11 protein-coding genes and 1 pseudogene are annotated in these 13,505 nt (G+C 60.3%); 7 read left to right on the top strand and 5 right to left on the bottom strand.

Going from position 1 to position 13,505, the window contains the following annotated elements:
* Positions 1-270 precede the first annotated feature (270 nt).
* Positions 271-1,908 (bottom strand): M20/M25/M40 family metallo-hydrolase, encoded by a 1,638-nt coding sequence (locus NKH21_RS32095; RefSeq protein ID WP_352671523.1) that lies wholly within the window; start codon positions 1,906-1,908, stop codon positions 271-273.
* Positions 1,909-2,192: 284 nt separating this feature from the next.
* Here NKH21_RS32095 and NKH21_RS32090 point away from each other — a divergent pair, with 284 nt between their 5' ends.
* Positions 2,193-2,585: a GFA family protein gene (locus NKH21_RS32090; RefSeq protein WP_352671525.1), complete on the top strand. Its 393-nt coding sequence runs from the start codon at positions 2,193-2,195 to the stop codon at positions 2,583-2,585.
* Between the two features lie 335 nt (positions 2,586-2,920).
* The gene (locus NKH21_RS32085) at positions 2,921-3,898 is read left to right on the top strand and encodes an alpha/beta fold hydrolase (protein ID WP_352869878.1); all 978 of its coding nucleotides are present in this window, start codon (positions 2,921-2,923) and stop codon (positions 3,896-3,898) included.
* Between the two features lie 181 nt (positions 3,899-4,079).
* Here the strand turns inward: NKH21_RS32085 and NKH21_RS32080 are convergent, their stop codons facing one another.
* Positions 4,080-4,604 (bottom strand): YciE/YciF ferroxidase family protein, encoded by a 525-nt coding sequence (locus tag NKH21_RS32080; RefSeq protein ID WP_352671530.1) that lies wholly within the window; start codon positions 4,602-4,604, stop codon positions 4,080-4,082.
* Positions 4,605-5,186: 582 nt separating this feature from the next.
* Here NKH21_RS32080 and NKH21_RS32075 point away from each other — a divergent pair.
* The 3 genes from NKH21_RS32075 to NKH21_RS32065 all read left to right on the top strand — a co-directional run bounded on the left by NKH21_RS32075 (position 5,187) and on the right by NKH21_RS32065 (position 7,621).
* A complete protein-coding gene (locus tag NKH21_RS32075; protein WP_352671533.1) occupies positions 5,187-5,414 on the top strand; it encodes a hypothetical protein in 228 nt (75 codons plus the stop codon).
* 224 nt (positions 5,415-5,638) lie between these two features.
* Positions 5,639-5,935 (top strand): PRC-barrel domain containing protein, encoded by a 297-nt coding sequence (locus NKH21_RS32070; RefSeq protein ID WP_352671536.1) that lies wholly within the window; start codon positions 5,639-5,641, stop codon positions 5,933-5,935.
* A 627-nt stretch (positions 5,936-6,562) separates the two neighbouring features.
* Positions 6,563-7,621 carry a YihY/virulence factor BrkB family protein gene (locus NKH21_RS32065; protein ID WP_352671539.1) on the top strand — a complete coding sequence of 353 codons (1,059 nt, stop codon included), beginning with the start codon at positions 6,563-6,565 and terminating at the stop codon, positions 7,619-7,621.
* 406 nt (positions 7,622-8,027) lie between these two features.
* Here the strand turns inward: NKH21_RS32065 and NKH21_RS32060 are convergent, their stop codons facing one another.
* The 3 genes and pseudogenes from NKH21_RS32060 to NKH21_RS32045 all read right to left on the bottom strand — a co-directional run bounded on the left by NKH21_RS32060 (position 8,028) and on the right by NKH21_RS32045 (position 10,815).
* On the bottom strand, positions 8,028-8,852 hold the full coding sequence (locus NKH21_RS32060) for a 5'-3' exonuclease (protein WP_352671542.1): 825 nt from the start codon (positions 8,850-8,852) through the stop codon (positions 8,028-8,030).
* A gap of 553 nt (positions 8,853-9,405) precedes the next feature.
* Positions 9,406-9,600: a hypothetical protein gene (locus NKH21_RS32050; protein WP_352671545.1), complete on the bottom strand. Its 195-nt coding sequence runs from the start codon at positions 9,598-9,600 to the stop codon at positions 9,406-9,408.
* A gap of 199 nt (positions 9,601-9,799) precedes the next feature.
* Positions 9,800-10,815: pseudogene (locus tag NKH21_RS32045) on the bottom strand (IS110 family RNA-guided transposase).
* A 473-nt stretch (positions 10,816-11,288) separates the two neighbouring features.
* Between NKH21_RS32045 and NKH21_RS32040 the strand changes: the two are divergent.
* Both NKH21_RS32040 and NKH21_RS32035 read left to right on the top strand, forming a co-directional pair.
* A complete protein-coding gene (locus NKH21_RS32040; RefSeq protein ID WP_352671670.1) occupies positions 11,289-11,540 on the top strand; it encodes a DUF982 domain-containing protein in 252 nt (83 codons plus the stop codon).
* A gap of 1,020 nt (positions 11,541-12,560) precedes the next feature.
* A complete protein-coding gene (locus NKH21_RS32035; RefSeq protein ID WP_352671673.1) occupies positions 12,561-12,809 on the top strand; it encodes a DUF6894 family protein in 249 nt (82 codons plus the stop codon).
* Positions 12,810-13,505: the final 696 nt, after the last annotated feature.

The following is a 13,505-nucleotide window of genomic DNA, read 5'->3' as shown; positions in this document are numbered from 1 at the left end:
CCAGCGGCGACGCCGAGACGTTGGTCGACCGCGTCGAGAAAGTCGTGAAAAAGACGGCAAGCAAAACCGAGGAAGCCATTCGCGACCGTTTGCCGGAGTCGGACGAGCCTCCCAACACTTCGTCATAGGCGCTGCCCCCTGGTTTTCGTGGTGCGCTGGTGAAGCTGTTCTTGAGATCTCTTCACAGGCTTGCCTCGGGATTGATCTGGCGCGCAACCTCTGCTTTTCAGATTTGCTCCTGGCGAGGTATCGAGTTGCTGCTTCTGCGCGTTAATCCTTCTTTGCAAGAAGCGTCGCACAAACATCGCTCACGACTTGCGGCAGGACATCGAAAGCATAGCCGATGTGGAGCCGCTCGAGCGGGGTATGGTAGTCTCGTCCCCACGGGCCGATATTGATGGTGGGAATGTTGGCCAGCCCACCTGACTTGGGCCAGCGAATGCCGTCACGCCACATCGGCGTGTTGCGGGCAACGACGTCGAGACCGGATTCGGTAGCCTCGCCAAAGAAGCTCATATCCGAGATGCCGGCGAAGTAATCCGCACACCCGATCGCTGAGCCATAGCGGGCGCTTGCGCCGGCTGCGACGTCCAAGGCAATCGCGCGCAACCTCGCCGCTGCCGGCCTATCCGAAAGGTTCGTCGGCAGATAGGGTATTGAGCCGAAGCCGGTGACGATTGCCGGTCCCGGCAAGCGGCTCAATCGCCATGCCTCCTCGGTAACCAGCCGGCATTGCTCCGGCAGGGGGAGATCGCCGGCGGCAAGAGACGCGCTGAGGGTGCCAAGCCTTGATCGTGCTTCCGCATCGAGGCGGTCCAGCACTGCCTCGTAGCGATGCAGGGGAATTGTTTCGACGCGATCGATCGCGGTGCTGCCGTGCAGGGGATCCCGCCGCCGTTTCAGCTCCACCAGGTAGGCAGAAGCAGTATCGGCGCAAAGCCGGTCGAAGCGATCAAGCACCTCGTCCGGCGTCCGACGATAGCTCAGCACGTTGAACGTAGCGAACGCGGTCGCCGCAGTCGTCACGTCGTAGCCGGACTTGCCATCGCGGATGCTGAGCAGACTCGGCGGTGTGCCCGGAACGGACTGGGGATCGTCGGTAAGCTCAGAGGCCCATTCCACCCGGACGGCAATGGCAGCGGCAACAGTCGCGGCGTTCAGGCCATTCAGGGGAAAACCGCTATGCGCGGGAACGCCGACGACATGGGCCGTCGGGAGCAGCTTGCCGACCGTCCCAAGCGCGATGACACGACCCTCGCTGCCGTCACCGTTGTCGGCGATCGCATCGAGATTGATCGCCGCCAGAATATCGAGCCCGCGCTCGCCAGCAATCGCCGGCAGCTCCTGTGCCGCCTTGCGCGCTCCGGCAGAACTGTTCTCTTCGTCTGGGACGGCGATGAACAGAAGATTTCCCGCCGCGTTAGCGCTTTCGGCCAATTCGGCGCAGACTGCCAGCCCGGCGGCGAGACCGGCCTTCATGTCGAGCAGGCCGCGCCCTGCGAGAAACTCTCCCGACGTGAAATCGTCCCGCGCCCGCCTCGCGGCAGGCGCATCGGTCGAGGCCAAGGTTTTGCCCAGCGCCTGCGTGAGTTGTTGCGGCCGGATTGCCATGTCCTCCAGCTCGCCATAGTCGCTCGTCGTGACAGTATCGTAGTGGCCGGTCAACACGACGGTGGCGGGGCTATTGCCGCGGACCAGCATCGCCACGCAGTGGCGCCCATCCCCCGGCTCGACTTCTATGGTCCAGATTTCCGCGCGGCGAAATGCCGTCTCGTAGCGCAACGCGTCGGCTAGCCATGGGCCGAACGAGGCTTCGCCATCCGTCCCGGTGACGCTTCTCCGTTCCGTTAGCGCGATGGCCCAGCGTCTGGTCCGGCCGGCCAGGCTGCTCTTTGCCTCACAGTTCATCATTCTCCTCGACGCACGTGAAAGAGCCTGAGCTTAGTGCCTCCGGCAACCTTCTCAAGGGCAGCTCGGGGTGAGGCCGAGTTGACGGCTGGAACCAACCCTCCTTGCCACTCGTTGCCGGGCAAAGGAGATTACGCCATGTGCCTTCCCATGGGACCCCAACCAGAAGAGCCGCCATTAGACGCGCCAATGTGGACGCCGGATCCCGATGTGCTGCCGTATGAATCTTCTGTTCCGAATCCAAACGAGAGCTGCGATCTCCTTATGCGAGCGGTGTCGATATGATGGACGAGCAAGTTCGCACAGGTGGCTGCCTTTGCGGAGCTGCTAGCATCCGGCTCAAAGGGCAGCCGACGAGGGTTGGTATATGCCACTGCCATGACTGCAGGCGAACGAGCGGGAGCGCCTTCGTCTGCTTCGCGGTTTGGCCCAGATCGAGCTACGAAGACACTGGCAATCTCCACACCTTTGCCGGGCGGAGCTTCTGCCCAACCTGTGGTTCGCGCCTCGTAAGCCTTCGGGAGGACGAGGCCGAGGTGATGATCGGCAGCCTGGATCAAGCTCCGAGCAATCTTATACCAGATTATGAGCTTTGGATCGGGCGACGGGAGCCATGGCTGTTGAACCTGGAATGGGCCGTGCAGTTCGAGCACGATTGGGAGCCGAGGAAAAATTGAGACCCAATGGAGACGGCGATGTCTGGAGCCGGCCCAGCACCCCGATCCACCGGTCTGACATGCCTAGCGGTCGCTACGGTCCTGCGCCGGTCATCATCGAGACCCTTTCAAAGCATCGGCGTTAAGCCCTGGATCCCATTGCAAAGTTCCGGTGAGCCGAAAGCAGCAGAACCTTCTTCCAAGAGCAACCGACGATCAGGCGGTTTGGGCAACCAACAGGGAGAGCAAGAGATGGACTCTGTAAGCCACGCGCCGACACGCGCGGCAGTTCGGCAGCAGCATCAAGGCATTCCGAGAGCGGTCACACCTGTCGACTTTGCGCGCGGCGGCCGCTAGTGACCCGCCGCACGAACAAGACAACCGCAGCAGCCGTCCTGCTTGCCGCCGGGTTGGTCAGCCTGGCGCTGTACAACAGCGCTCGGGCCAGACGCGCGCTTTTCCCGCACGGGTCGGGGCGTCTTGTCGGGGTGTCGGGGGTGCGCCTGCACCTCCTTGAGCAGGGCGGCGGGGCGCCGTTGATCCTGCTGCACGGAAACGGCTCGTCGGCCGAGGATTTCAAGACCAGCGGCATGCTCGACGAAGCGGCCGACAAATACCGGGTGCTCGCCTTTGATCGGCCCGGCTTCGGCAGGAGCACGCGGCCGCGAGGCAAATTGTGGACGGCGGCCGCGCAGGCCGATCTCATTCATGCCGCCATCGCGCAGCTTGGAATCGAAAGATATCTCATTCTGGGCCATTCCTGGGGCGCGTCGGTGGCTCTCCAACTCGCGCGCAGGCACCCAGCATCAGTTGCCGGAATCGTGCTTGTCTCGGGTTATTACCGTCCGCCGCCGCGCCTGGGCCTTGCACTGGCGGCGCTACCGGCCTTCCCTGTCGCCGGTGGAGTTTTCCGCCACACCTTGCTGCCGCTGCTTGTGCGGCTCACCTGGCCGCTCGCAATGGGCAAGATATTTCGCCCCGGCATCATCTCTGCGGCGTTTGCTTCGTCGGCAAAAGAGATCGCCAGCCGGCCCTCACAGCTGCGGTCGATCGCGGCCGAATCGGGATTGATGCTGGCCGGCGCGCTGGCTGGCGGCCGCTTCACCCGCTACCATGATCTGTCGCTGCCTGTCGGCATTATCGCTGGGGCCGGCGACCGGTTGTTCGATGCGAAAGCCGAGGCTCTTGGACTTCAATCCGAGATTCCTGGTTCCTTTGTGCATATCATCCCGCAGGCCGGCCACATGGTCCACCACACCGCACCGCTGGCCGTTCTCGCGATGGTGGACAGGGTCGCTGCCGCGGCGAGTACTTGCGGGAAGATGGCACGGTAGCGAGGCTGCGCTCTTAAGGTCGTCCTCACGAGCGTAGTTAGCAGCACAGCATGGGCGAATCGGTCGGCCACCACCACCTCGACGGCTCAGCGGCTGCGGTGTAGATGCGCGCCTGGATTGGGGAATACAACCCCGTTCTATCCGTCTGCCGGGGCCGCGTTCGCGTCGATTCGATCCAAACCTATGCGGCCTGTCGCATCGCCCGTTCGTTGACGCCTGTTTCGCCCAGTCGGGTGAGCGCCTCATCGGTTGCTTTTTCTTCCTTGAGCGTCTGTTCGAGTAGCGGGACGGCGTCTTTCAGACCAAGTAACTCGGCCCATGTGACAAGAGTCCCGTAGCGCGCTATTTCATAATGTTCGACGGACTGGGCTGCAGCCACGAGACCCGCATCCAATGCCGGAGCCTCCTCGAATTCCTCCAAAATCTCCTGTCCTTCTTCGATGATGCCGTCGATCGCCGGGCACGTTTTCCCTTTGGCTCTCTTGCCAAAGGCGTCGAAAACCTGTTGCAGGCGCTCGATCTGACCTTCCGTCTCGTCACGATGTTTTTCGAACGCCGCCTTCAGCTCTTCGGACTCCGCGCCCCTTGCCATTTTCCGGAGCGCCGTCAAAATCTTGCGTTCGGCGTAGTAAATGTCTTTCAACCCATCATGGAAAAGGTCTTCCAAACCCTTGGAGCCGCCCTGAGAGCCTTTCTTCGTCGCCATTGTCATCTCCTGTTTCATTTGTATCGACGCATGCATGGTCTAACTGGATCAGTCTCTTGTTGTTCCTTCGCCACGGCTCTGTGGCAGCCAACAGGTTGAGCGAGGTTGACCGCTGACTTCAGTCGGCCGCGGACCCACGCGGCAAGCTGAAAACCGTCCCGCCTGGCAGATCAACGTCGGACAAAATGGTGTCTGCAGTGCAACGCCGATCCCATCGGGAAACAGCACAACCGTCCAAAGCTACCCAAGAGCTGGGTCCGGTCGAGGAACACGCGGCGCTCGGCACATTCCCTCTCGGCAGCACGCCCATGAGCAGGCTGGTGAGCCATGTAGCAGCTGTTCTCCCACGGCATGACCGCGTGATAGTGCCAAAAGCGGTAAGGCATTGATGCCCTTGTGGCGGGCGGGAATAGTGGCCCCCAGAATGGAAATAAGTTTATGTTCCGTTCTCATGAGTCACGTTGTGGATTGTTCGATCCGTACCGAGCCGAATGCATTGTCATTTCTAAATGACTCCTTGGGCCAGCGGAGTCATTGTCCGCTGTCGTTTCGTTCACCTGTCGCCAACTGAGGAGGCCCCAGATGATTGATCGCATGAACATTGACCCAGCCCTTTACCCGACCGACTTGGAAGCTCTCAAATCCGTTTTCAGCCAGATATGCGAGGAAGGGCATGTCGAGCCCGGCTCACCGGCAGCTGAGAAGCTCGCAGCCGATCTTGTGCGGCTCTTCCAGAGTGGCATGGCTGATGAGAGCGTGCTGCTCATCGTGGCTCGGGCGCGTTTTCAGGCGGTTAAGCAGGCAGGCTGACCTACTTCGGTGGTTGCACTTGGTGCAAGGCGAACCACCACCACTGACACCCCCCAAAACCGGATGTCGAACCCAACGCCAGCTCGTTTCTGGGACCGGCGACAGCCAAGCGCGTCCCATATTTCCCGCTCGTGCCCATCCGCGAATGACACTCGTGAATGATGGTTCGGAACGGTTGGCCCTGTCGGGGGTTACCTCAGTCCAGCGGAGAGGAGACTCCAAAAATGGACCACACCAATCACGCACGGCTTTCGAGTTCTGAACTGCGCGCTGACGTTGTTGAGGGGGCGACCATCTACGGTCGCCACGATGAGGAAATCAGTTCAGTCGACCACATCCATGGAACGGGCGAGCATGCGCAAGTCGTCTTCGATGTTGGTGGGTTCCTCGGCATAGGCTCAAAGCGCGTGGCCTTATATGCAACTCAGCTCGATTTTATGCGGGACGAAGACGGCACCGTGCATGCCATCACACAAATGACCACCGATCAGTTGAAGGCCCTGCCAGAGCATTTTGATTAAAATCAGCTTCGGCGATCTCGACCGTCCGATATTGTCAAGGGTGAAGGTCGATCCGAGTGCGAGCTCGTTCAGAGCGTAGACGAAGGTATCTACCTGATCGTCAAATTGTCCATTCGGAACCCAACAGACCTCGTCGAGGAATGTTTCGTTCCAGCGACTGCGCAAGAGCTTCACGCTGCGGCTCAGCCTGGGCGGCGTGTGTCCTTGTCGCCTAAGACCTGAAGAACCTTCACGTCATGGCCGGCGAGAGATTCACTTTCGTTGCTGCGTCTGCCTTGCCAGCCGAACCAGGGTCCTGCGGCATGCGGATAGTGACTTCCTGCGTCTTGCGCCTGGAAATGCCTCCACGATTTCAAAGTCGCTGCGGTAGAACATGACGCCGGAACTTGGCGCTAGCCGGTGCTGATACCGGCGGAACGATGTGGTGAGATGGCCCATCCGAGGCGAGACCGGACAGCCCCACTCCGGCCCTCGGAAGCGGTCGTCAGTCAGAGGCGGGCAGTGTCGTTGTTAGATGGCCGGTATTTCTGCAGCTGGCGGATGATTATTTGCGAGCGCAGGTCTGCACCTGCATCTATTGGCGCGCCTAAACGTTTGCCGTCGAGGAAGATGCGACGGACTGCAGTCATGTCGAAGAACAAAGCCGAAGATTCCGACGAAAACCAAGTGCGACTGGAGCGGCGGGCCGGACAAGAAGACAAGGAGGGCCGTGGACGCAATGCCGAACGGCCATCGCAAATTTCCGGCGGCGGCTGGAGGGATGTGCTGTGGCGGGTGTGGGCTGAGGTAACAGAGGACCGTGTCACGCTGATCGCGGCCGGAGCCACGTTCTACCTGCTTCTTGCGCTGTTTCCAGCGCTTGCCGCCTTCGTGTCCATCTACGGCTTCGTCGCCGATCCTCAGACCATCGCCGAGCACATTTCATTCCTTGGCGGCATACTGCCTTCTGGCGGTTTGGAGCTTATCAGATCGCAACTTAGCTCATTGGCCGCTCAGAACACTGGCACGCTCAGCTTTGGCTTTATCATAGGTCTTGCTGTTGCACTGTGGAGCGCCAACAGCGGCATCAAGACACTGTTTGAAGCAATGAACATCGCTTATGAGGAGACTGAAAAGCGCGGCTTTATCCATCTGAATCTCCTGGCCTTGGGGTTCACCCTTGGCGCCATCCTCATTGGCATCGGCCTTATCATCTCGGTCGGGATCGTGCCCGCAATGCTTGCGCTGCTGAACCTCGGCGGCTGGACCGAAACCCTTGTGCGGATCTTGCGGTGGCCGGTTTTGCTGATCATGGTCGGAAGCGGAATTACGCTGATCTACCGCTACGGCCCTAGCCGCGAAAAGGCAAAGTGGCGATGGGCCACATGGGGGGCATTCCTCTCGGCTGGGGTTTGGATCGCGGTCTCGGTGGGGTTCTCCTTTTATCTTGAAAACTTCGCTAACTACAACGTGACCTACGGAGCCCTGGGGACGGTCATCGGCTTCATGATGTGGACCTGGATTTCCGTGATTGTGCTGATTGTCGGTGCGGAGCTGAATGCCGAGATGGAGCACCAGACAGCCAAGGACACCACCACAGGTGCGCAGCAGCCAATGGGTGCGCGAGGTGCCACGGTCGCCGATACCCTGGGTGAATCGGCCAATGCCGACGACAAGCAAACACGTTTGGACGGGCGCACAACGTAGCGCCTCACTTGCATCTGCCGCAACTTCGCTGGGCGCCAATGACGGTGTTAGATGGCCGTCATCTTTCGAACAGGCCAATCGAGCAATGAGGGTATCCTTCCCATCACCCCATCACCGGAAAGACAAAGCAGGGTTCAGATGCTGCCCCCCTACTGAGGGCCCGCCCACGAGCCGCCTCACCGCCGAGCTATACCACTGAGCGGAGCACGCCCAGACGCAACCATCCTTGCATCTAGGTCTAGGTGCGACGCTTTGCCATCGAAGCCACCAACAACGCAGATGCTGCCTGAGCGCCTGTCACCCGCCGCAACGTTGCGCTGTGTGTTCTTCAAGACTGTTGCCGCGCGTACGGTGCCCGTGCGATTGGGAATCGGCGCTGACCGCTTCCAGACCTCGCCTCGCGAGGTCAGTCGTCCCGAGCCTTGAGCGCACGTGCGAGGAGCCTGGTGTCATTTAGCTGGATCACGCAGGTCTCGAACGCTTTGGTCGGGCCGCGCCAGCGCAGCTGTTCGACGTCATCGAATAGCTGAGCGTCCGTACGTAACGTCGCGAGATTTTTGAACAAAAGTGCGAACTCTCTACGCTTGCCGAGGGCTTCAGGCGGAAAGCTTTCAAGGGGGCCATAGCGGCCCAGCAGCCGGGCCGCCGAGACCAGGCCGATGCCCTCGAGACCCGGGTAGCCATCGGCGGTGTCACCCACGAGCGCGAGGAAATCTGGAATCAGGGACGGCTCCACTCCGAACTTCTCGCGTACACCCGCGGCATCGCGAATTTGCTTGGTCCTGCGGTCTACCTGAACCACATGGTCACCTCGCACGCACTGCGCGAGATCCTTGTCCGGCGTCCAGATACACACCTTCTGCACGCGCTCATCGGCAGCCGCGCTCCGTGCCGCGGATGCCAGCGCGTCGTCGGCTTCCAGGTCGATCATCGGCCAGACCGCCACTCCCATGGCCGCCAGGGCTTTCTCAAGGGGGTGGAACTGCGCGAGCAATGCCGGCTCGATGCCATCCCCGGTCTTGTAGCCGGGCCAGAGCCGATTTCTGAACGACTCGATTACATGATCTGTCGCTACCCCAATGTGCGTGGCGCCATTCTCGATCATCTCCAGCACTGTGTTCAGCACGCCAACGACGGCGCCAAACGGCTTGTCTTGGCCGTTGTTGAACCGGCGTTGGCCATAGAAGTGGCGAAACAGCTCGTATGTGCCGTCTACTAAATGAACGATCATCTCAATCCTCGAGACAGCGCTCGGCCGTGCCCGTACGCCCACCGCAAGCCATGTCTCTGACCGCAGCAGCTTACCTTCAAGTCACAGGCGCGGCACTACTATATGGTAGCGCGCTGCGACAGCCCCTTTGACAATAATGATCTGCGCATAGCGCTGAATACGCGGTCGACCGCGAAGCGCTCGTCAAGACTATCCTTGGCAAGGTCGGCAATGACACGCCGGTGCACGCAGCCCGTCCTTTGTTCTCCGCCGACATTGAGCAGCGTGTCTACGATCCGGACAAGGCCGCATTCCATTACCGGAAATCAGCACATGGCGCATTCGTAACCCGCCTTTCGAGCAGTCCTCGCCTTGGCGGCGTAAAGTTGATGTAAGGTGACGCTGCCCTCGCAATTTTGAACCCCTGACAAGCTTCGCTGGCCGTCGCTAAGCCGACGGCTTATGCGGCGTTCGCATTCTTCGTCTTGGGCGGCCGGCAGCGCTCGACCGCAGTGCGCTTCCACATGGCGTGGTCAAAGGCGGGCAAGCAGCCCATGCCGAGCAAACGCTTCCGCTACGTCGACAACGGGATTGTTTCCCGGCGGATACCGTAGCCGCCGCTGATGATTGCCGCAGCGGCGCAGACCAGCCCCTCGCGCTGCAACGCGTTCGGGTTACTGGTTTGCTTGTCGCTGGGGCCGTGTATGGACGGCTCTCCGTTGGCAAGGGATTCTTTGAGCCTTTTGCATCTGCTGGTTGGTGCGGCCATGTATCCGACCTGTAGGTGCGGCCTTTCATGTGCCGCTGGCCATAATGCCATTCGCGCGTCTCAGGTCCCGATCGTAAGCTCGCACTCGAAGTGCACGGCCCCAGTGGGTTTTCCTGATCCGGCGGTTTCAACCGGCTTTGTGCATTAGCTCCTGTCCGCCCTTTCCAACCTCGTCGGCGATCGCTCGCCTTGTGTCGTTCTATGCGATGGCCGGCTCCCTGTAGCGCTCGCCGCCTGTCATCAATGCCCAGACCATGCGGGCAGTCTTGTTGGCGAGCGCAACGGCTGCAACCTTGGTCGTTCGCCGGGCCATCAGCTGCACGAGCCATGGCCGCCTGGTCCCGTTCCGCTCGGCATAGCGGATGACCGCCATGGCTCCGACCACGAGCAGCTGTCGCAGGTAGCGATTGCCGGCCTTGGAGATACTGGCGAGCCTCTCCTTGCCACCGCTCGAGTTTTGCTTCGGAACGAGCCCGATCCAGGCCGATAGGCATCGCCCCGACTTGAACGCGTGCGGATCGGCGACGGTCGCCACGAACGCACTCGCCAACAGCGGGCCGACGCCCGGGATTTCCATCAACCTGCGACCCAGCTCAGTCTCTCGCGCACTCGCCCGGGCCCGGCGATCGTTTTCGAGGATCTGTTGCTTCACGACCCGAAGCTGTGCCTCCAGCATCCGCAGGCATAGCCGTGCGTCAGCGGGTATCCTGGCGTCGTTCTCGTCGTTGATGACCAAGAGCAGTTGTTCAATTCCATTCCGCCCGATCGGCGCCACGACCCCGAACTCGGACAGGTGGGATCTCAGCGCGTTCGATATCTGAGTGCGCGGACGATTAAGCATCAACCGGACACGATGCAGCATCATCACGCTTTGCTGCTCCGGCGACTTGACCGGCACGAAGCGCATGGTCGGACGGGTCACGGCCTCGCAGATCGCCTCTGCGTCCGCGGCATCATTCTTCTGTCGCTTCAGATAGGTTACTGTGCCGGCAGCAGCCGCACATCATGGCCGAGTGCGATCAGCTCGCGAGCCCAAAAATGCGAGGAACTGCAGGCCTCGATCCCGACCAGGCATCGCGGCAGGCTCTCGAAGAATGCAAGAACACGCCCCCTCGTCAGCTTCCGGCGAACAACAACCTCGCCGGCCGCATCCACTCCGTGAACTTGAAACACGGACTTCGCAATATCCAAACCTATCGTTGTAATGCTCCTCATCGTAGCGCTCCTCCAGCTCAATCCCGCGATCATACCGCAGGAGGGAGGAGAGCCGTCCACCGCATCATAAGCAGATTGGCGGTCTCCCTGAATGAGACCACGTTTTGAATGAGACCATGTTGCCCATCGGCTGCTCGATCACCACGAAGTCGGGCCTGTCGCGAAGCTGGCAACTGACCGATCCCCTTCTCCTCGGCGTTCTCGCCACGGCTTTGATCAGGCCAGTCTTGATCGACGAGAGCGATGAGCCGGCCTCATACCAAGCGAATTCGATATCGAGGCCGAGGACCAACATCCTCACCCCTCGGCAATGGCGGCAGGAATGCCGCCAGCATCGGTTGTCGCCAGGCCCCAAAGGCATGCAGTCGCAAGGAGCTTGTCACAGAATGTTCGCGCACCGAGTCAATTGTGACGCAACGAAATGTGGTGTTCGCCCGTAGGGTCGTCGGGACATCGTGAAAGGAAACCAGAATATGACCAGCGAACGAGACGTCGGCACGTTCGAAAAACCCGTGACCGTGTTGCTGTCCTCGGGCAAAGTCAGTGTTTCGAGCACCCGCGAAGCCGCCGAAATGCTGCTGTATGACTGGCCCATTGGAGAGACCGGGTGCCGCATCCAGGCACGAATGGCCTGCATGAAGGTGCTCGGGGGCGGAAGCGCCCCGGAGGTAGCCCGCGTGGCATTTCTGACCGCCGCCAAGGAAGCGAAAATCTTGAACGCCTGACATCTGCTACTCCGCCGCCGCAGCAAATGCCCCATCGCGATGATCTGGCGTAGCCTTTGCTGCCGGTGACATTGGCAGTCGGTTGAGGATGCCGGAATCAGGCTCGGGGCTCAGATCCATGGTTGCCAGTGCGCCGACAATTCGAAGATCGCGATCTCATCGGGATCAAACCTCCAGCCGGATGTTCGGGCATCGAAGTGCATCGGAGCAAAGGGGCGGGAGATGCGAGTGAAGGGACGCATGAACCGGTGCATGGCTATTCGGCGGCCTGAGAAATCAGCTTCATCGCATCGCCGAAGGTGTGAACTGGTCCCATACCGGTGGGTACCGTGCTCTTGTCGCCAGACTGCACGGCCTCGTCTGTTTGGGTGTGACCGGCTCTGGAAGCGGCGATCTGGGAATGTAAGCGAGATCGCCATTGGACGCGCATAGGCCCACTGACGGGTACCAGACGGACGCCAGATGAAACCGGTCAGGACTGGCAACGTCGCCACCGGGTACAAGGGAAAACCGCACGGGCCGACAACCGAGCATTTCATCAATTGGCTGATGTGCTGGCAGAATCTCGACGCGCACGACATGGACAGATGTCACCACGCCGAGTCGCAGCATCAGCGCTCTCCCGGGCGGTAGCTGTTTGTGAGCGCCTAAAGTCTTGGGCCGAAACGCTCGCCCGGCACCCCGGTGACGATTGGGCAGTTCCGAGATCCGCAGGGTAACCTCGTCGGTCTGGCACAAATTGACGAAAACCTGATCTCTTCAACGATCGATCCGGTGGCACCATGGCGGCCAGCTCGTGCGACGGGCCATCGAACTCACCTATCCAGCGCGCATAGAAGAGGAAGGCGGCAAGGTGACCATCGACAGGGACCGCCGGTGACGATCGACATCAACAAGGTCAGGCTGGTGGAGAAATACAGGCCGCCGAAACGCAAGAAGCCCCTGCGGGACATGGTGGATTAGCTCTTTCTATGTAAAAAACAGACATTGAACATTGTCCGGCAATCCTAGTTAGGAGTGATGCCGCGCTATTTCTTCGACTTGTCCAGCAATGGAGAGACCTTCCCAGACCCTGAAGGTTCAGAGCTTCCGAGCCTGGAATCTGCGGAGGACGAGGCAGCAAAAACGCTGCTTGAAATCGCAAGAGAAAAGCTGCCCGATGGCACCTACCACGAGGCTGGCATTCAAGTCCGCGATGAAGCAGGCAACCAGCTAGCCCAGATCGTGGTCAAATTCGAACTGAACCGCATAGCGCGCATCAGACAATGAATCGATGGGAACCTGATCGTCTTCACCTTGAAGGTGCCCGGTTATACCAAGCGCGGGCGTGGCGTCAGGTAGACGACCTTCAATCGACTATCGAAGAGACGCGTCGGACAATCGAAGCATCGCGCCAGTTGCTGGCCCAGCTAGCCGCCAAAGAGGACCGGCGCCCTGATGAGTGATCAAGAAGTTAACGAGACCAGCGCGAGAGGCCAAACCACCGGAAGGCCAGAACCCCAACGAAGCTGAGGGTCATGGCTCCAATGAAACTATAACAGGCGCGCGCGTCATGGCTGATAGCAACAGAGTTTTGGTCGGCAGTCGAGGACGCCGCGAAGAGTACATAGCAAGTCGGTCTCCAAGGCGCTACTTGGGAAATGAAGGGTTCAGGGGGGGCACGCGAGCCACTTATCCGACCACCCACTCGGAATTTTGTACCAAACATTCCCGAGAAACAAGCCCGGCCCCTAGCTGGTCCGGTGTATGTAGCCTGTAGGTTCGGCCATGGTTCAGGTCGACAAAAGGAAGCAGAGGGTTAGGGCCGATCTTATACGACGGTGGATCGCGTCAGAAGCCGTCCGGGACTACCTTCACAAGGCGCTAAATCTTCCGGTAGAAGTGAACCGCCCCGGGTTTTCCGGAGGCCGTTTCGTTTGAGTCACGCGGCTATGGCTGGTTCATCCAACATGGCGTAGTAGCGTT

Source organism: Mesorhizobium sp. M1329 (assembly GCF_040318035.1).
Taxonomy (GTDB): Bacteria; Pseudomonadota; Alphaproteobacteria; order Rhizobiales; family Rhizobiaceae; genus Mesorhizobium.
Note: the sequence above shows the minus strand (reverse complement) of the source record. Positions and strands in the feature narration are given on the sequence as shown.